Below are 18,550 nucleotides of genomic sequence, written 5' to 3'. Positions count from 1 at the left end.
GCCCGTCCGCCGCTCCCTTTATCCGTGCGCCCTTACCGCGGGAGCCCGGCCGTCATCAATGCTTAACGTCGCGCCAGACGTTCTGGTACGCGCCCCAGGCGAGGCCGCAGAAGATCAGGATGAAGATGATCGACGCGAACCCGGCGGCATGACGCGCCTCGAGATTGGGCTCGGCGGTCCAGGTCAGGAACGCGGACACGTCGGTCGACATCTGGTCGATCGTCGGCTTCGTGCCGTCCGCATACGTCACCTGTCCATCCGACGTCAGCGGTGGCGGCATCGCGATATTGAGGTTCGCGAAATACGGGTTGTAGTGGAGCCCGGTCGGCGTCTTGATATCCGGGAATTCCTTCAACAGCGCGGCGGGCTGCGTCGTGTAGCCGGTCAGCAACGAGTGGACATAGGCGGTGCCGTCCTCGCGCGCCTTGGTGATCAGCGAGAGATCGGGCGGCAGCGCGTTGTTGTTCGCGGCGCGGGCGGCGATCTCGTTGGCGAACGGCGACGGGAAACGATCCGACGGGATATTCTTGCGCGTTGCCGGTTCACCCGTCTCCGGGTTGATCGACGGCTGCTCGATCACCCACTGGTTGGCGATCGCCTTAACCTCGGGGTCGGTATAGCCGATCTTGGTCAGGTCGCGGAACGACACCAGCCGCAGCGAGTGGCAGGCCGAGCAGACTTCCTTGTAGACCTGGAACCCGCGCTGGAGCTGGCGACGGTCGAACTTGCCGAACACGCCATTGGAGGCGAGCTCGAGTTCCTTCGGGTGCTTGTGCGCGACGCTCTCCGCGGTCGGCGCGACGGGGTCGGTGATGACTCCCGAGACGCTGCCGAAGAGCGCGATACCGAGCACCAGCACGAAGGCCGCGCCGACGAAGGATGCGATGAGACGAACCATGTGTGTGTCCTCGAGTTCGTATCAGTGCGCGGCGTGCGGCGCGGAGGGCGCACCATGCGACGTGGGCGCGGTCGACAGCGCGGTGTGGGCCGGGCTGGTGCCGCCATGCTTGTTCAGCACCGCCTCGGTGATCGAGTTCGGCAGCGGCCGGGGCCGCTCGGAACGCGAGATGATCGGCAGGATGATCAGGAAGTGCGCGAAATAATAGGCCGCGCAGATCTGGCTGAGGATCACGTAGAACGCGTTGGCCGGCGCGCCACCGCAATAGCCGAGCACGAAGATGTCCGCGACCAGCACCCAGAACGCGATCCGCGCCTTGGGACGGTAGTTCATCGAGCGAACCGGCGAGCTGTCGAGCCAGGGAAGGAAGAACAGCAGCAGGATCGAGCCGAACATCGCCAGCACGCCCCAGAGCTTGGCCGGCAGGATGAAGTCCGCGGTGAAGGCGCGCAGGATCGCGTAGAACGGCCAAAAATACCATTCGGGGACGATGTGCGCAGGCGTCGAAAGCGGGTTCGCCGGGATGTAGTTGTCCGGGTGGCCGAGATAGTTCGGGAAGAAGAACAGCAGGCTGGCGAAGATCAGCATGAAGATGCCGAGCCCGAAGCCGTCCTTCGCGGTGTAGTAGGGGTGGAACGGGACGGTGTCCTGCTCGCCCTTCACGTCGACGCCGGTCGGGTTGTTCGAGCCGGGAATGTGCAGCGCCCAGATGTGGAGGATGATGACGCCCGCGATCACGAACGGCAGCAGGTAATGCAGCGAGAAGAAGCGGTTCAGCGCGGCGTTGTCCGGTGCGAATCCTCCGAGCAGCCAGATGCGGATGGTGTCGCCGACCAGCGGGATCGCCGAGAAGAACCCGGTGATGACCTGTGCGCCCCAGAAGCTCATCTGGCCCCAGGGAAGCACGTAGCCCATGAACGCGGTTGCCATCATCAGCAGGAAGATGACCACGCCGAGCAGCCACACCATCTCGCGCGGCGCCTTGTACGAGCCATAATAGAGCCCGCGGAAGATGTGCGTGTAGACGACGATGAAGAACATCGAGGCACCGTTCGCGTGGGCGTAGCGCAGGAACCAGCCCGCGTTGACGTCGCGCATGATGCTCTCGACCGAGTCGAACGCGACCGCGCCGTTGGCGGCATAGTGCATCGCCAGGACGATGCCGGTGACGATCTGGATCGCCAGCGCGGCGCCGGCGAGCACGCCGAAGTTCCAGAAATAGTTGAGGTTGCGCGGGACGGGATAGCCGCCGCCGAGTGAATTGTAGACGAGCCGGGGAACGGGAAGCCGCTCATCCAGCCACCGCGTCAGCGGCAGCTTCGGTTCGTATTGCTTGGCCCAGGGAAAGCTCATGTCGTTTTCCTCAGCCTACCGTGACGACGGTGTCGGAGTTGAAGGCATAGTCCGGAACGTGGAGGTTCGACGGAGCGGGGCCTTTGCGGATGCGCGCGGCGGTATCGTAGGCCGAGCCGTGGCACGGGCAGAAATAGCCGCCGAACGGGCCTTTGTTCTCGCCCTCGCCGGCGCCGAGCGGGACGCAGCCGAGATGCGTGCAGACGCCCAGCGTGATCAGCCAGTTCTTCTTGCCCGCCTTGGTGCGCTGCTCGAGCGTCTGCGGATCGCGCAGCGTCGAGATGTCGACCGCGTCGGCTTCCGAGATTTCCTTCGGCGTCAGGTTGCGCACGAACAGCGGCTGCTTGCGGAAGCTGGTCTTGATCGCCTGGCCGGGGAGGATTTTCGACAGGTCGATCTCGGTGGTCGACTGTGCGAGCACGTCTGCGCTCGGGTTCATCTGGTTGATCAGCGGCAGGACGATCGCGATCGCGCCGACGCCGGCGAACGAGACGGCGGCGATATTGATGAAATCACGGCGGCGAGGATCATGGGCCTCTTCGTGAAACGGCTCTGGCGATTCGCCGGGGGGAACCATGTCGTCGACTGTCGCCATTCATCTCGCCCTTGCACGTTATTTTTTTCGTGACGGGCTGGGCTTTCGGTTTCGCGAAACCATATCCCCAATCCGCCCGACCGTCCCCACGGAGGCTGCGCTTTGATAGACGGCGGGGTGCGGGTTTGCCAACTGCATTTTGCTTTGGGTTACCGCCTTGCTAGGGGATCGGGCATGAGAATTGCCCTGTATCAGCCCGATATCGCCGGAAACGTCGGCGCGATCCTGCGCACCGCCGCGTGCATGGGGATCGGCGTCGACCTGATCGAACCGATGGGATTCACCTGGAGCGAGAAGGCGGTGGCGCGCTCGGGGATGGATTATGTCGGGGCGGTCGACGTGGTGCGGCATGTCGATTGGGACGCGTTTCTTGCCCAGGTGAGCGGGCGGATCGTGTTGCTGACGACGAAGGGCGCGGTGCGGCTGGATGTTGCGGAGTTTCGTAGCGACGACGTGTTGCTGATGGGTAGCGAGGGGACTGGGGTGCCGGAGGAGGTGCACGCGCGCGCCGACGTGCGGGTGCTGATCCCGATGCGGCCTGGGTTGCGGTCGATGAATATCTCCGTGGCGACGGGGATCGTTGCGGCGGAGGCGTTGCGGCAGACGGGTGGCTGGCCGACTTGAGCTTCTGCTCCCCTCCCTGGAAGGGAGGGGTCGGGGGTGGGTCGGCCCGCTCGTGTCGCTAGCGTTCGGATGTGCGGAAGCCGACCCACCCCCAGCCCCTCCCTTCCAGGGAGGGGAGCTAGAAGTGTCGTGTCTTTCAAGCGTCGCTTGCCGGCGGTAAAGACTCCTCCATGACCGATTTCGACCCCCAGCAAGCCGCCGCCCGTCACTGGTTCGAATCGCTGCGCGATCGCATCTGTGCGGAGTTCGAGGCTATCGAGCGGGAGGCGGGTTCCGACGCCAGCTTCGAATACACCCCTTGGGACCGGATCGATCCGTCGGGCGAACCCGGTGGTGGCGGTGTCCGCGGTGTCATGAAGGGCAAGGTGTTCGAGAAGGTCGGTGTCAACGTCTCGACTGTCGGCGGCACGTTCGAAGGCGACTTCGCCAAGTCGATCCACGGGGCGGGCGAAGACCCCCGCTTCTTCGCGACCGGGATCAGCCTGGTCGCGCACATGACCAACCCGCACGTGCCCGCGGTGCACATGAACTGCCGCTTCCTCAACACCACCAAGCGCTGGTTCGGTGGTGGGGGCGATCTCAATCCGCCGCTGCCGATCGAGGAGGACACGGCCGACTTTCATGCAACGATGAAGGCGGCGTGCGACGCGCATGATCCGGCGCACTACCCGCGCTTTCGGGAGTGGGCGGAGACGTATTTCTACATCCCGCACCGGAAGGTCAGTCGCGGTGTCGGCGGGATCTTCTTCGATCATCTCGACGGCGATTTCGACGCGAACTTCGCGTTCACGCGCGATGTCGGCGAGGCGTTCCTCGATGCGTATCCGCGGATCGTGCGGCGGCGGATGGATACGCCGTTCGATGCGGCCGACGAGGCGCGGATGCTCGAATGGCGCGGGCGCTATGCGGAGTTCAACCTCGTCTATGACCGGGGGACGCTGTTCGGGCTCAAGACCGGTGGCAATATCGATGCGATCCTGATGAGCCTGCCGCCTCGCGCTACGTGGTCGTGATCACATGGCGCTGATCCCGGTTGCCGACGACGTCCTTGCGACGATCGTCACTACGCTGGAGATGCGGACGCGACTGCCGCTGCGGCCGAGCCTGGGGTCGCGGTTGCGGCTGGTGCGATGGGAGCGGCCGGCGTTGGAGAAATACCGCGCGCTGTTCCGGCGGGTGGGGAGCCCTTGGCTGTGGTTCTCGCGGCTGGTGATGGCGGACGATGCGCTGGCGGCGATCGTGCACGATCCGGGGATCGCGGTGTATGCGGTGCTCGACCCGGCGGGGATCGAGGTCGGGATGCTCGAACTCGATTTCCGCGAGGCGGGCGCTTGCGAGATTTCGTATTTTGGGTTGATCCCGGAGCTGGCCGGGCAAGGGCATGGGCGGTGGCTGATGGCCGAGGCTTGTGCGCGAGCCTGGGCGAAGGGGGTGGAGCGGGTGTGGTTGCATACCTGCACGCTGGATCATCCGAGCGCGCTGGGGTTTTATCGAGCGCAGGGGTTCGTGGCGGTGAAGCGGACGATCGAGACGTTTCCCGATCCGCGCGCTTCCGGGTTGTTGCCGCCGGAGACGGCGCCGCAGATCCCGTATCTGGGTAAGCGGGGGTAGCAGCCACTCTGGCTTGGTTCGTCGACTATCCCATTCCAACCACGTTTACCTCCCCGGCGCAGGCCGGGGTCCAGTTGGGAAACGTTGCTAACGGAGGTCGCGCGTCGTTACTGCGACCTTTCCAACTGGGCCCCGGCCTCCGCCGGGGAGGTGCTGTTCTATTAGACGGGGTCCGCCCTACTTCGCCAGGCGGCGGTAGGCGGAGATCGCTATCAGGGCCATCGCTATGCCGGCTGCCATCGCCGCCACCGCGGCGCCGGCATCGACGATCGCCAGCGCGACCGGGTTGGCCTGCCCGCCTTCGCGCAAGGCACGATCCAGCATCATGAACGGCGCGCCGGCGAGCCAGCCGCTGATGTAGCTGAACGCCGCCAGCCCCATGAGCGGGAGGCCCGCGCCGCGGCTGAGCGTGAAGCTGCGGCGGATCGCACCGAGCGCGCCGAGCGGCGCTTCGGCGAACAGCGCCGGGCCGGTCAGCATCGTCCGGCCGAGGATGTAGAGGCCGGGAACCGCGTACAACAGCAGCCCTGCCCCCGCCGGCAGCGACACGATCACCATCGCCAGCAGGAAGCGCGGAAAGATCCGCAGGCAGCGCGTCAGGCCTGCACGCAGGTCGAGCTGATCGCGATCGAGATACAGCGCGTAGAACAGCGACGTCCCGAAGAAGCTCATCACATAGGCGAGCAGATACCAGCCGCCATGCGCCGCGGCCCAGGTCTGCACCGCGTCGGCCCAGACCATCGCCTGCGCCTCGTTATTGCCCGCCGCGGCATCGGGCATCGGCGGATCGGGAACGACCAGCGCGAGCGCGAAGGCGGGCAGGAACAGGAACGGCGCGGCGATCCGCAGCAACAGGTCGCGGTCGCGCTTGAACAGCGTCCAGGCATCGGTGAGGACGGTCGCGAAATCGAGCTTCATGGAACGGCGTGTTTCTCTCTGGTCGCGACATAGAGCTGCGCGGTGAAGACGGCGGCGAGTGCCGTGAAGGCGGTGGTGACGATCGATCCGGCAACCCCGGCGAGGAAAGCCGCCGTCGTGATGGAATCCGCGCCTAGCACGAGACGGAAGACGATACCCGTGACGGACTGCGCCGCCCCGGTAGCGACCAGCAGGACGATACAGAACAGCACGAGGACCCCGATGATCCGCCACGTCATCCCCTTGGTCAGCTGGATCGACCGCCGGATCGCGCCAACGCCGAGGCGTTCGTTGAGGATGACGGGATTGAGCAAGACCAGTCGCGCACCGACCCAGATCAGGACGAGCAGATAGGCCAGCCCGTAGAGCGCGGTGAAGCTGGCGGCACCGACGCTGGGCGGCGTCATCTGCGCGCTGGACCCATTGGCGGCGGCGGAGAAGTCGAAACCGGACTGGACCAGCACGACGATCGGCGGCACCGCGAGCAGGACCGCGACGATCGTCAGCAGGACTGTGATGCCGAACGCCGGCAGGACGCGCGCGCTCCCCTGGCGACGCGCAGACGCGGCATCGACCGCCGGATCGGTTGCGATCGCGACGATCGAGAGTTGTGCCCAGATCATCGCGACGAGCGCGCCGATCGCCAGGATCGCGCCGACCAGCATCGAAACGGGGTTTGCCCGCGACGAGAACGCGACGAACCCGTCGCGCACGACCGTCGGCACCAACATGCCGAGCACCGCGATCCGCGCGATCATGCCGGTGCGTCCGTTGAGCACCTCGATCGTGCGATCCCAGACCGTTCCCATCTTCACGCGTGCGTTGACCATGTCCGTCGTCGCGCCCGTCGTCGCCATGCCCGTGCTCCCGTCATTCCCGTTCCTGCGCGAGGTAGCCCAAGCCCTCGCGCTTGACCACATGGGTTGAAACGCGCGTCGCAGTTGCAACTTGCGGCACGGGTGCGCAATTGAGTTCAGTGACCACCCCTCCCCTCTCCGATATCGAATGGCGGACCAGCGCCGGCCTTACCCCCTATGCGGACGCGCTGGCCGAGATGGAGGCGCGCGCGGTCGCAGTCGGCACCGGCGCGGCGCGCGAACTGCTGTGGATGCTCGAACACCCGCCGGTCTACACGGCAGGGACCAGCGCCGAGCCGGGCGACCTGATCGATGCGCGCTTTCCGGTGATCCCGACCGGGCGAGGCGGGAAATACACCTATCACGGGCCGGGCCAGCGGATCGGCTATGTCGTGCTCGATCTCACGAAGCGCGGGCGCGACGTGCGCTGTTACGTCCACGCGCTCGAATCCTGGGTGATCGCGGCGCTGGGCGAACTCGGCGTCGAGGCGTTCGCGGTCGATGGCCGGGTCGGGATTTGGACATTGGACCGGGGACGCGAGGCCAAGATCGGGGCGATCGGCGTGCGGGTAAAGCGCTGGGTGACGCTCCACGGCTTCTCGGTCAACGTCGACCCCGACCTGTCGCACTTCGGGGGTATCGTGCCCTGCGGCCTGCCCGAATACGGCGTTACCAGCCTGCAAACGCTCGGCATTCCAGCCGACCTTGCAACTTTCGACGCGGCCCTGGCGTTGACGGCCGATGCTTTCCTTGAAACAGTTTCTTGTCCTTGAGAAAACGAGGCTTGAGGGCAAAGCGTTATCGGATTAATGTCCACTACGATTTGGGTATTAAGGGCGAGCAGCCAGCCAAATCCTCTATCTAGGGAGCTTCCACATGCGTGCACTCATTTCCAAGGTCCTGACCGGTTCGCTGATCGCCAGCGCAGCACTCGCCGTTTCGGCGTGCGGTCCTAAGACCGAGACGACGACCGACAACACGATGGTCACCGACATGAACGCCACTGAAGGCATGGACACCATGACCGACAACATGACCGCAGTCGACGGCGCGTCGAACGGTGGCATGATGGCCAACGACACCATGATGGCGAACGACACGATGATGTCGAACGACGCAATGGTAACCAACAACGCAATGTAATCCCGTGGGGATTACCCGCCTCGGCGGGTAGTTTCCGACAGGACTACGCGATGTGAAGGGCCGTCCGGGCAACCGGGCGGCCTTTTCCGTTTGCGCGCAAGACGCCGTATCGCGCGATCATTTGCACGGGGGACGTACGGGCCGCCAGCAAGCTTTGGGGCCGCTGCTCAAGCAGTCTCGATGACTCGTTTCGGATGCGACGAATCGAGGCGCCGGGGATCGCGGCGACGTTGTCGAATCGATCGTCACAAAAGGTTAAAATCGCTTGGGAGTTTTCGCGAAACGCTTTAGATTCGTGGACTAGAAGTGCCCCTGGGGAGGTTGAAATGAAAGTGTTGCGTACCGCGCTCGCGCTTTGCGTTGCGTCGAGCGGGATCGCGGTGGCGCAGTCGGCGTCGGCGCAGTTCTTTTTGAAATCCCGTGATTTCTCGGGTGCGGCTGTGGTCGGCGACGAGGCCGATCTGGGCCAGCCCCTGCCGGGCGCGACGCCGACCGAAGTGCGCGCCGCTCTCGTGTGGCATATGCGCGCGGCCTTGAACGTGGCGGCGTTGCAGTGCCAGTTCGAGCCGACCTTGCTGACCGTGCCGAACTACAACTCGATCCTGGCCGATCACGGCGACGAGTTGAAGGGTTCGTTCGACACGCTGACGAAGTATTTCCTGCGCGTGAACAAGGCGGCGGGCGTCAAGGCGGGCCAGGCGGCGCTCGACCAGTTCGGCACGCGGACCTATTCGAGCTTCGCCACGGTCGCGGCGCAATATGGCTTCTGCCAGACCGCGGCCTCGATCGGTCGCGACGCGGTGTTCGCGCCGCGCGGGCATTTCGCCGACGTCGCGCTGGAGCGGTCGCGCGAGCTTCGCAACAGCCTGATCCCGTGGGGCGAACAGCGCTTCCCGCGCTATATCGGTAGCGACCGGGCGACCCCGATGATGATCCGCCTCGATCCGGTCTGCTGGAACAAGAAGGGCGAATGGGTCGAGAAGAAATGCGGCGCGCAGAACTGGCCGCCGGTCGGCATGGGTATGGCGACGCGCTAGTCGGTCGAGGACCGCCTCGGTGCGGACTGGGGGCCGGGTCCTGACTGGCTGAGGACTGTTATCGTGGCCGACTGAAGATTGGCTGGCCACGCATTCCTGCCGCCCCCACCCGTCACCCCAGCGAAGGCTGGGGCATTTCTCGGGTCGGATGACCGAAGCTACACGGGAATATCCCACCTTTCGCTGGGACGACGGATGGGGCGGGATGCGTGTCTTCGCGCTGTGTGCGACACGTCGCGCGCGCCACGCCGTTAGCGCAGGCCGAGCAGCTTGTGCGTCTGGAGCGACAGCCGCCATTGCGGGCGTTCCATGACCAGGTCCACGCATGCCTCGCGGTTCGCATCGGCCCGCGGATCGTCGAGCGGCTGGAGCAGAAAGTTCGCGAAATCCCAGGTCTCGACCTCGTCGATATCGCTGCCCGGCTGCGGCCAGACCAGCTTCAGTTCATGCCCCGACCGCTGAACGACAATGCTCCCCGCCTTGGGACTGATGCAGACCCAGTCGATACCGGGATGCGCCGGGATCGTGCCGTTGCTCTCCATCGCGATGCGGAAGCCCTGCGCATGCAGCGCATCGACGATCGCGTCGTCGATCTGGAGCATCGGCTCGCCGCCGGTCAGGACGACGAAGCGGTCGCGTGCCCCCTCCCCCCAGAAGCTCGCTACCGCGGACGCGAGCGCCTGTGCATCGGCGAACTTGCCGCCGCCGAGCCCGTCGGTGCCGACGAACTCGGTATCGCAGAACTTGCAGACCGCGGTCGCGCGATCCTGCTCGCGGCCCGACCACAGGTTGCAGCCGGCGAACCGCACGAACACCGCGCGACGGCCGGCGTTCACGCCCTCGCCCTGCAGCGTGAGGAACATCTCCTTGACGGCGTAGCTCATCGCGTCAGGCCGGCTTGACGGCGTAGCGTGTCGGATCGGCGATCCCCGCCTCGTCGAAGCCGCGCGAACGTAGGCGGCAGCTGTCGCACTCGCCGCAATGCTCACCGGCAGGCGTTGGATCGTAGCACGACCAGCTGAGGCCCAGATCGAGCCCGAGACGCGTGCCCTCGCGGACGATGTCGGCCTTGGTCATCATCTGGAGCGGGGCCTGGATGCGGAACGGTTCGCCTTCGACGCCGGCCTTGGTCGCGAGTTCGGCAAGGCCTTCGAACGCGGCGATGAACTCCGGGCGGCAATCGGGATAGCCCGAATAATCGAGCGCGTTGACGCCGATATAGATGTCGCGCGCGCCCGCCGCCTCCGCCCAGCCCAGCGCGAGGCTGAGGAAGATCGTGTTGCGGGCCGGGACGTAGGTCACCGGGATGCCGCCGCCATCCTCGGTGCCGGCGCCGTCCTTCGGCACGTCGATGTCGGCGGTCAGTGCGGACCCGCCGAACGCGGAGAGGTCCATCGGCAGGACAATGTGACGTTCGGCCCCGAGTGCGGTGGCGACGCGGCGGGCGGCGTCGAGTTCGATACGGTGACGCTGGTTATAGTCGAACGACAGCGCGAGCAGGCGCTGGCCGGCTTCGCGCGCCAGGGCGGCGGATACCATGGAGTCGAGCCCGCCCGAGACGAGGGCGACCGCAAAGGGAGCAGAAGATGTCATGATGCGATGTCCGCTAGGCCAGCGGCGGACAAAAAGAAAGGGGCCGCCCGGTGAGGCAGCCCCTGAGGTTGGCGCGAACCGCGCCACAAGGGAGAAAAAACGTGCCGAATAAAAAGCACAGCCCCGTCTATACCCAACATAAGTAAATAGGGCGTTAATTCCTTACCTGTGGCGCTTGACCAAGACGTTAAGCGACTACGGGTACAGGGAATTTCTTCGCACAGAACGCGCAGTCGACGATGATGAAGCCGGTTTCGTCCGCCATCGACTGGCGTTCCTCCAACGGGAATTTCGAGATCACGCCCGCGATATACTCGGGATCGCACCGGCACCCGCGCGTGATCGGAATATCCGCGAGGATGCGGACGTCCTCTTCTTCGTTGAACAGGCGCCAGACCAGCGTTTCCAGCGGCAGGGTCGCGTCCGTCAGTTCGTCCGTGCCGATCGTGCTGCCGAGAGTCGCGACATGCTCCCATTCCGGGTGGTCGAGCTTGGTGTGAAGCCGCTCGCGCCCATCCTCGCCCTCGGGCAGATGCTGGAGGAACAGCCCGCCGGAGATGCAGCGACCGTCGGGGCCCTTCGCCATGCCAGTGCGGATCATCGTCGGGATCTGTTCGGACTGCGTGAAATAGCTTTGCGCGGCCTGCGACAGCGTGTCGCCGTCGAGCGGGACGATGCCCTGGTAGCGTTCGTTGCTGGTCGCCATGTCAAACGTGATCGCGAGATAGCCGGCGCCGAAGAGGGCGAACAGCGACGGCTCGGCGGGGGCCTCGGCGAGCTTGTCCGCGTCGTATTCGATGTAGCCGCGCACTTCGCCGCCGCGATAGTCGCAGACGAGCAGCTGGACGACGCCGTTGTCGGTGCGCGTCTGCATCGTTAGCTGGCCGCTCGAATCCTTGAGCGTCGAACCGATCAGCGCCGCGAGCGTGAGCGCCTCGGCGAGCAGCTTCTCGATCGCCGGCGGATAGGCGTGCGCGGCGAGCACTTCGTCGAGCGCGGTGCCGAGCCGGACGATCCGGCCGCGGGCACTGCGTGCTGGGATCGCGAAGGCCAGCGCGCGGTCGAGATCGGTCACGTTGGGGTCGAATTTTGGCGTATCGTTCATCGTCCGCCAGATGGTGACCCTGCCCGTTCAGGTCAACCGATCTGGCCGAAGCACCAGCGCAGCACCGACTTCTGCGCGTGGAGGCGGTTCTCCGCTTCCTGCCAGATCAGCGACTGCGGGCCGTCGATCACCTCTGGCGTGACTTCCTCGCCGCGGTGCGCGGGCAGGCAGTGGAGGAACTTCGCGTCGGGCTTGGCGAGTGCCATCAGCGCCGCGTCGACCTGATACGGGGTGAGCGCTGCCAGCTTGGTATCGGCATGCGCCTGCCCCATCGAGATCCAGGTATCCGTGACGACGATGTCCGCGCCCTCGACCGCTTCGCGGGGCGTCGCGACGACCTTGGCGCGGCCCTTGCCGAGCGCGACGTCCGCGTCGGTCGGCATATACCCCTGTGGGCACGCCGCGACGACGTCGAACTGCATCAGCCCGGCCGCCTCGACGATCGAGGCGAGCACGTTGTTGCCGTCCCCCAGCCACGCGACCTTGAGGCCGGGCAGCGTCTTGGCGCTCTCGATGATCGTCAGCAGGTCGGCCATGATCTGGCACGGGTGCGACGCGTCGGTCAGGCCGTTGATGACCGGGACGGAGGCGTAGTGCGCCATCTCCTCGATCTTGGCGTGATCGTCGGTGCGGATCATGATCGCGTCGACATAGCCCGACAGGATGCGCGCGGTATCGGCGACCGACTCGCCGCGACCGAGCTGCATCGACCCGGCATCGGAGACGATCGAGGTGCCCCCGAGCTGGCGGATCGCCATGTCGAACGAGAAGCGCGTGCGGGTGGAGTTCTTCTCGAAGACCATCGCGAGCGTGTGGCCGGCGAGAGGCGCATCCGAGTCCGCGCGGCCCTTGGGGAAGCCGGCGCGCGCGGCCTTGCGGTCGAGTGCGTCGGTGAGCATCGCGGCGATGCCGTCGGCGCCGGCGTCGGTGAGATTCAGGAAATGGCGGGTCATAATGTCCTCCCCGGCACGGGGAGGGGGACCGCGCTCGCAGGGCGGGGTGGAGGGGGACCTCCACGAGCGCTACGCTGCGGGGCGATCCCCCTCCACCATGCTTCGCATGGTCCCCCTCCCCGTACCGGGGAGGATCAGTTTCAATCGTCGGCGGCGGGTACGTAGACGCGCGCGGCGGTCGACAGCTTGTCGATGCATTCGGCGATGTGGCTCTCGTCGATCACCAGCGGCGGCAGGATGCGGACGACGTTCTCGCCCGCCGACACCAGCAGCAGATTGTGATTGTCGCGCGCGAACGCGACGAACGCACGGCTGTCGCTCTTGAGCTTCAGCCCGAGCATCAGCCCGGTGCCGCGAACGCTGTCAAACAGATGATCGTGGTTCGGGATCATCTGTTCGAGCCCCTGCCGCAACCGGTCGCCCATCGCCGTGACGTTCTCGAGGAACCCGTCCTCCAGCATCACGTCGAGGATCGCCTCGCCCGCGGCCATCGCCAGCGGGTTGCCGCCATAGGTCGAGCCGTGCGTGCCGGCGACCATGCCCTTGGCGGCCTCCTCGGTCGCGAGGCAGGCGCCGAGCGGGAAGCCACCGCCGATGCCCTTGGCGACCGCCATGATGTCCGGCGTGATGCCGTACAGCTCATGCGCGAAGAACTTGCCGGTGCGCCCATAGCCGCACTGGACCTCGTCGAGCACCAGCAGCAGGCCGTGCTCGTCGCAGGCCTTGCGCAGGCCGGTGAGGAACTCGTGGCTTGCCTGGCGGATGCCGCCCTCGCCCTGGATCGGCTCGACCAGGAAGCCCGCGGTGTTGTCGTCGATCAGCGCGAGCGCGCCTTCGAGATCGTTGAACTTCGCATAGGCGAACCCCGGCAGCAGCGGCTCGAACCCGTCGCGCATCTTCGCCTGATTGGTCGCCGAGATCGCGCCGAGCGTACGCCCGTGGAACGCGGTGTCGAACGTGATCAGCGTGTGACGCTGCGGGTTGCCGTTGGCGAAGTGATAGCGCCGCGCGGTCTTGATCGCGCACTCGACCGCTTCGGCGCCCGAATTCGTGAAGAACACGGTGTCGGCGAAGGTATTGTCGACCAGGCGCTGCGCGAGATGCTCGCCCTGCGGCGACCCGTACAGGTTCGACACGTGCATCAGCGTCGCGGCCTGCTCGGCGATCGCCTTGGTCAGGTGCGGATGCGCGTGGCCGAGTGCGTTGACCGCGATGCCGCTGGCGAAATCGAGATACTGCTGGCCGTCCTCGCCGAAGAGGTACGCGCCCTCGCCTCGGACCGGACGCACGCCACACCGCGGGTAGACGGGCATGAGCGGGGTGATGGTCACGACGGCAAGCTCCTTCAAACAGCGAGGGCGACCCTTAGCGGCCGCCCGAACCGCCTGATACGAGCGCGCGCCGCCGGGAGCAACAACCGCGTAGCATCCCGAGGCGAACGGCCCGGCGAACGGCGACCCGCCTGCGGCGTATGATTTCACCATAGCTCTTGCCGCACTCGGCAGAAGAGGCGCATGATCATCAGGACGTGGTGCCAGGATCCTGTGCGCTTTGATTCGATTCGAATCACCCCGCCGCACAATAGGGGAGATCACCATGTCCAGAACATTACAGTGTATCGCACTTCTGCTCGCCACGACGTCGCCCGCCTACGCCAAAGACGCCTTCACCGGAACTTGGAAGGGCGACATCAAGGAAAGCGCGCTCTCGACCAAACCTTCGGCTGCACTGATCGACCAGGGGGTCTATACCTGCTCGAGCTGCATCCCCGTGGTCAAGATCGCCGCCGACGGTGCGCCGCATCCGGTCGCCGGCCACGCCTATTACGACGCGATGTCGGTGACCGTCGTCGATCCGGCCACCGTCAAATATACGACGAGCAAGGGCGGCAAGCCGATGAGCGACGCCACCGCGACGCTGTCCGCCGACAATAGTTCGATGACCACGGTGTTCAACGATACCAGCGCCGCCAACGGTATCGCCGTCACGGGCACGACGGTCAGCGAGCGGGTCACGGCAGGCCCGGCGGGGTCTCATGCAACGTCGGGATCGTGGCGCCAGACGAACCAGACCCAGGTTTCCGACAGCGGCCTAGTGTTCACCTTCGAAAAGACCGGCAAGGGCGTGACGTATTCGACGCCGACCGGCACATCGTACGTGGCCACGACGGGTGGCCCGTCGGCCGCCGTCCTCGGCGATCCCGGCTGGACGACGGTGTCGCTCAAGCAGTCGGATCTCAACACGCTGCACGAGACCGACTATCTCGACGGCAAGGTGATCGGCAAATACGTCATGACGATCTCGCCCGATGGGAAGAAGATGACGATCGACGTCAACGACATCAAATATGGCCGGACATCGACGCTGGTGGCGTACAGGCAGTAGGTGATCGCCTGAAAGCGATGTCGGTGCCCAGCTGGATTCTTCATCCGCGAAAGCGGGTGGCCAGGCTGGGCACCGGCCTTCGCGGGCGAACTTAGTGGTGGCAAGCTTGGCGAACTTGGGCCGCATTCATGTCGGTTTAAGAGCGCGCCACCCGTTCCCGACACGCCGTACCCTTACGTCACGCGTCGATCGCTTCCTCGTCCATGCGACCTGCATTCTCTTGGATGAAGGCGAACCTGTGCGCGGGGTTGTTGCCCATCAGGCGGTCGACGAGGTCCTTCACCTGCGCGCGCTCCTCGTATTCCTGCGGGAGCGTGATGCGGAGCATGCCGCGCGTCGCCGGGTCCATCGTGGTTTCGCGGAGCTGGCTCGGGTTCATCTCGCCGAGGCCCTTGAAGCGGCCGACGTCGACCTTCTTGCCCTTGAACACGGTGCGCTCGAGTTCGGCGCGGTGCGCGTCGTCCCTCGCATAGACGCTCTTGGTGCCGACGGTCAGGCGGTAGAGCGGCGGTTGCGCGAGGTAGAGGTGCCCGCGGCGGACGAGTTCGGGCATCTCCTGGAAAAAGAACGTCATCAGCAACGTGGCGATGTGCGCGCCGTCGACGTCTGCGTCGGTCATGATGACGATGCGTTCGTAGCGCAGCGTATCCGGCGTGCAGTCCTTCCGGGTGCCGCAGCCGAGCGCGAGCGTCAGGTCGGCGATCTCCTGGTTGGCGAAGATCTTCGCACTGGTCGCCGACGCCACGTTGAGGATCTTGCCGCGGATCGGGAGGATCGCCTGAGTCTTCCGATCACGCGCCTGTTTCGCGGAGCCACCTGCCGAATCGCCCTCGACGATAAAGAGTTCGGTGCCTTCGGGCGAGTTCGCCGAGCAGTCGGTTAGCTTGCCGGGGAGGCGGAGCTTTCGCGCGGACGTCGCAGTCTTGCGCTTGACGTCGCGTTCCTGCTTGCGGCGCAGGCGTTCGTCCATCCGCTCGAGCACGTAGTTCAGCAGCGCCTTGCCGCGCTCCATGTTGTGACTGAGGAAATGGTCGAAATGATCGCGCACCGCCTTCTCGACGAGCCCAGCGGCTTCGGGGCTGGTCAGGCGATCCTTGGTCTGGCTCTGGAATTGCGGCTCGCGGATGAAGACCGACAGCATCAGTTCGCTGCCGACCATGACGTCGTCCGCGCTGATATCCTTGGTCTTCTTGTTGCCGACGAGATCGCCGAACGCGCGCAGGCCGCGGACCAGCGCCTGGCGGAGGCCCTGTTCGTGCGTGCCGCCGTCGGGGGTCGGGATGGTGTTACAATACCAGCTGTAAGAGCCGTCGCTCCATAGCGGCCATGCGACCGCCCATTCGACTCGGCCCTGCGTCTCGCCGTTTGCGCTGGGGAAATCCTGCGAGCCGGAGAAGAAGTCGGAGGTCGCGCATTCGCGGCCGGCGATCTGGTCGCGGAGGTGATCGGCGAGACCACCCGGGAACTGGAACACGGCCTGTGCGGGGGTGTCGTCGCCGATCAGGTCGGGGGCGCAGTGCCAGCGGATCTCGACGCCGGCGAAGAGATACGCCTTCGAGCGGACGAGCTTGTAGAGGCGTTGCGGCTTGAAGTTCAGCTCCGTGCCGAAGATCTCGGTGTCGGGCGTGAACGCGACGCTGGTCCCGCGACGATTGGGCGTGGGCCCAAGATGTTCGATCGGGCCGAGCGTCAGGCCCTTGGCGAAGCGCTGGCGATACAACTGCCGATCGCGTGCGACCTCGACGACGGTGTCGGACGACAACGCGTTGACGACGCTGATGCCGACGCCGTGCAGGCCGCCCGAGGTCGCATAGGCCTTGCCGGCGAACTTGCCGCCCGAGTGGAGCGTCGAGAGGATCACCTCAAGCGCGGACTTGTCGGGGAACTTCGGGTGAGGATCGACCGGGATACCGCGGCCGTTGTCGACGATCGTCAGGCGGTTGTTCGCCTCCAGCGTGACCTCGATCCGCGTCGCGTGGCCGGCGACGGCCTCGTCCATCGCATTGTCGAGCACTTCGGCGGCGAGGTGATGCAGCGCGCGCTCGTCGGTGCCGCCGACGTACATGCCGGGGCGACGACGTACGGGTTCGAGGCCTTCGAGCACCTCGATCGACGACGCGTCATAGGTGTTGGCGGCGGTTTTGCCGGCGCCGGGCGTCGAGGGGGACGCGAACAGATCTTCAGCCATGGCGGGAACGTAGCCGCAGGCGTCGGACAAAGCCACAGGCTCCGTTTGTTCTCCCTGTGATGCAAAAGTCACATTGATATAGATTGTTGCTTTGGGGGGATAACTTTCGCGGAACCGGCCGTTTATGAAAAACCTGTCATGAAGTTTCCGGGAGTGAATATGACTAAGACGATGATGGTGGCGCTTGCCGGCGCCGCTACGCTGGGTTTTGCCGCAATGCCTGTCGCCGCGCAGGAGATCACCGAGGACGCGCCGTTCAGCGGCCTCTATGTCGGTGCAGCCGGTGGCTATGACGTGCAGCCCAACGACGTCGGTTCGTCGATCCAGTTCGATCGCAACCTCGATGGCCGGTTCGGCGATGCGGTCACGACCGCGACGGGCGCCAATGCGTTCTCGCCGGGCTTCTGCAACGGCGCCGCGACCAGCAGCACTGCGCCTGCCGCCGGTGGCCGCGGCTGCCGCAACGATCGCAACAACACCGCTTACTATGCACGCGTCGGCCTCGACCAGCAGATGGGCAACATCGTCGTCGGCGTCGTCGGCGAGTTCGGCAAGTCGAACATCCGCGACAGCGTCACCGCGTTCTCGACCACGCCAGCCTTCTACACGATGACGCGCGACCTCGATTGGGAAGCCTCGATCCGTGGTCGTGCGGGCTATGCGGTCAACACGACACTGTTCTACGGCACGTTCGGTGCGGGCTATGCGCGCATCAACCGCGATTTCTATTCGAGCAACACGGCCAATGCGTATGCGCAGAGCGGCAAGAAGAACCAGTTCGGCATCACCGGCGGCGGCGGCATCGAGCAGAAGCTCGCCAAGAACGTCTCGGTCGGGCTGGAATACATGTTCCACCAGTATCAGGACGACGACTACCGCGTCCTGGTGACGCGCGGGACGCAGCCGGCGACCAACCCGTTCGTGCTCGCGCCGAACACGGCTGGGACGGCATTCAAGCGTTCGGACGACAATTTCCGCTGGCACAGCGTGCGCGGCACGGTGGCGTTCCGGTTTTGAGGCGAAGGGCGAGTCCTGCGCTAAGCTGGCGCAGGACTCGCCCAAGCCCGGCCGGCGCGGTTCACCGCGGCCGACGACATGGGCTTTGCCCATGGCTAGCTGATAGAGAAAGGGCCGCTTCCTCAGACGAGGAAGCGGCCTTTTTCTTGATCGCAGTATTTATGCTTCCGCCATTCGATAGCTAGTTGCCAGCCGCAAGCTTGTGTCCCCGCGAAGGCGGGGACCTAGACTGGGCTCCCGCCTTCGCGGGAGAACAAGGAAGGGTGCCGTCCC

General features: G+C 65.5%; 19 protein-coding genes. 8 read left to right on the top strand and 11 right to left on the bottom strand.

Annotated features, from left to right (window positions below):
- Positions 1-55: 55 nt before the first annotated feature.
- From BM244_RS10865 to petA, 3 genes are read right to left on the bottom strand one after another with little or no spacing between them, the layout of a single operon-like run.
- Positions 56-898: a cytochrome c1 gene (locus tag BM244_RS10865; RefSeq protein ID WP_093398873.1), complete on the bottom strand. Its 843-nt coding sequence runs from the start codon at positions 896-898 to the stop codon at positions 56-58.
- Between the two features lie 21 nt (positions 899-919).
- A complete protein-coding gene (locus tag BM244_RS10860) occupies positions 920-2,251 on the bottom strand; it encodes a cytochrome b (protein WP_093398872.1) in 1,332 nt (443 codons plus the stop codon).
- A gap of 10 nt (positions 2,252-2,261) precedes the next feature.
- The gene (petA, locus tag BM244_RS10855; protein WP_056056038.1) at positions 2,262-2,828 is read right to left on the bottom strand and encodes a ubiquinol-cytochrome c reductase iron-sulfur subunit; all 567 of its coding nucleotides are present in this window, start codon (positions 2,826-2,828) and stop codon (positions 2,262-2,264) included.
- A 192-nt stretch (positions 2,829-3,020) separates the two neighbouring features.
- Here petA and BM244_RS10850 point away from each other — a divergent pair, with 192 nt between their 5' ends.
- From BM244_RS10850 to BM244_RS10840, 3 genes are all read left to right on the top strand, one after another.
- Positions 3,021-3,470: a tRNA (cytidine(34)-2'-O)-methyltransferase gene (locus BM244_RS10850; RefSeq protein WP_093398871.1), complete on the top strand. Its 450-nt coding sequence runs from the start codon at positions 3,021-3,023 to the stop codon at positions 3,468-3,470.
- A gap of 170 nt (positions 3,471-3,640) precedes the next feature.
- Positions 3,641-4,483: an oxygen-dependent coproporphyrinogen oxidase gene (gene hemF / locus BM244_RS10845; protein WP_093398870.1), complete on the top strand. Its 843-nt coding sequence runs from the start codon at positions 3,641-3,643 to the stop codon at positions 4,481-4,483.
- Positions 4,484-4,487: 4 nt separating this feature from the next.
- Positions 4,488-5,081 (top strand): GNAT family N-acetyltransferase, encoded by a 594-nt coding sequence (locus BM244_RS10840; RefSeq protein WP_093398869.1) that lies wholly within the window; start codon positions 4,488-4,490, stop codon positions 5,079-5,081.
- A gap of 177 nt (positions 5,082-5,258) precedes the next feature.
- Here the strand turns inward: BM244_RS10840 and BM244_RS10835 are convergent, their stop codons facing one another.
- Both BM244_RS10835 and BM244_RS10830 read right to left on the bottom strand, forming a co-directional pair.
- Positions 5,259-5,999, bottom strand: coding sequence for a hypothetical protein (locus BM244_RS10835; protein WP_093398868.1), 741 nt, complete (start codon positions 5,997-5,999; stop codon positions 5,259-5,261).
- The gene (locus BM244_RS10830) at positions 5,996-6,856 is read right to left on the bottom strand and encodes a hypothetical protein (RefSeq protein WP_093398867.1); all 861 of its coding nucleotides are present in this window, start codon (positions 6,854-6,856) and stop codon (positions 5,996-5,998) included. The genes BM244_RS10835 and BM244_RS10830 overlap by 4 nt, the downstream gene beginning before the upstream one ends.
- A 119-nt stretch (positions 6,857-6,975) precedes the next feature.
- On the opposite strand from BM244_RS10830, the gene lipB reads away from it, so the two are divergent.
- The 3 genes from lipB (at position 6,976) to BM244_RS10815 (ending at position 9,036) form a co-directional block, all read left to right on the top strand.
- Positions 6,976-7,629: a lipoyl(octanoyl) transferase LipB gene (lipB, locus tag BM244_RS10825; RefSeq protein WP_175518161.1), complete on the top strand. Its 654-nt coding sequence runs from the start codon at positions 6,976-6,978 to the stop codon at positions 7,627-7,629.
- 103 nt (positions 7,630-7,732) lie between these two features.
- Entirely contained in the window at positions 7,733-7,999 is a 267-nt protein-coding gene (locus tag BM244_RS10820; RefSeq protein WP_093398865.1) for a hypothetical protein, read from the top strand.
- A 326-nt stretch (positions 8,000-8,325) separates the two neighbouring features.
- Positions 8,326-9,036, top strand: a complete 711-nt coding sequence (locus BM244_RS10815; RefSeq protein WP_093398864.1) for a hypothetical protein — start codon at positions 8,326-8,328, stop codon at positions 9,034-9,036.
- Positions 9,037-9,287: 251 nt separating this feature from the next.
- Here BM244_RS10815 and queE read toward each other — a convergent pair whose 3' ends face one another.
- From queE to BM244_RS10790, 5 genes are all read right to left on the bottom strand, one after another.
- A complete protein-coding gene (gene queE, locus BM244_RS10810; protein WP_093398863.1) occupies positions 9,288-9,920 on the bottom strand; it encodes a 7-carboxy-7-deazaguanine synthase in 633 nt (210 codons plus the stop codon).
- Positions 9,921-9,924: 4 nt separating this feature from the next.
- The gene (gene queC, locus BM244_RS10805; protein WP_093398862.1) at positions 9,925-10,629 is read right to left on the bottom strand and encodes a 7-cyano-7-deazaguanine synthase QueC; all 705 of its coding nucleotides are present in this window, start codon (positions 10,627-10,629) and stop codon (positions 9,925-9,927) included.
- Positions 10,630-10,816: 187 nt separating this feature from the next.
- Positions 10,817-11,734 (bottom strand): Hsp33 family molecular chaperone HslO, encoded by a 918-nt coding sequence (locus BM244_RS10800; protein WP_093398861.1) that lies wholly within the window; start codon positions 11,732-11,734, stop codon positions 10,817-10,819.
- A gap of 32 nt (positions 11,735-11,766) precedes the next feature.
- Positions 11,767-12,687 carry an ornithine carbamoyltransferase gene (argF, locus tag BM244_RS10795; RefSeq protein ID WP_093398860.1) on the bottom strand — a complete coding sequence of 307 codons (921 nt, stop codon included), beginning with the start codon at positions 12,685-12,687 and terminating at the stop codon, positions 11,767-11,769.
- 140 nt (positions 12,688-12,827) lie between these two features.
- Complete coding sequence (locus tag BM244_RS10790; protein ID WP_093399112.1) at positions 12,828-14,018, bottom strand: aspartate aminotransferase family protein; 1,191 nt, start codon at positions 14,016-14,018, stop codon at positions 12,828-12,830.
- Between the two features lie 265 nt (positions 14,019-14,283).
- On the opposite strand from BM244_RS10790, the gene BM244_RS10785 reads away from it, so the two are divergent.
- Positions 14,284-15,072: a hypothetical protein gene (locus tag BM244_RS10785; protein WP_093398859.1), complete on the top strand. Its 789-nt coding sequence runs from the start codon at positions 14,284-14,286 to the stop codon at positions 15,070-15,072.
- 178 nt (positions 15,073-15,250) lie between these two features.
- Here BM244_RS10785 and parE read toward each other — a convergent pair whose 3' ends face one another.
- A complete protein-coding gene (parE, locus tag BM244_RS10780) occupies positions 15,251-17,260 on the bottom strand; it encodes a DNA topoisomerase IV subunit B (protein WP_093398858.1) in 2,010 nt (669 codons plus the stop codon).
- A 159-nt stretch (positions 17,261-17,419) separates the two neighbouring features.
- Here parE and BM244_RS10775 point away from each other — a divergent pair, with 159 nt between their 5' ends.
- A complete protein-coding gene (locus BM244_RS10775) occupies positions 17,420-18,277 on the top strand; it encodes an outer membrane protein (RefSeq protein ID WP_093399111.1) in 858 nt (285 codons plus the stop codon).
- The last annotated feature ends 273 nt before the right edge of the window (positions 18,278-18,550 follow it).

This window comes from Sphingomonas sp. OK281, from assembly GCF_900115295.1.
Lineage (GTDB): Bacteria > Pseudomonadota > Alphaproteobacteria > Sphingomonadales > Sphingomonadaceae > Sphingomonas.
The sequence above is the reverse complement of the archived record's forward strand: the minus strand, read 5'-3'. Positions and strand labels throughout refer to the sequence as shown.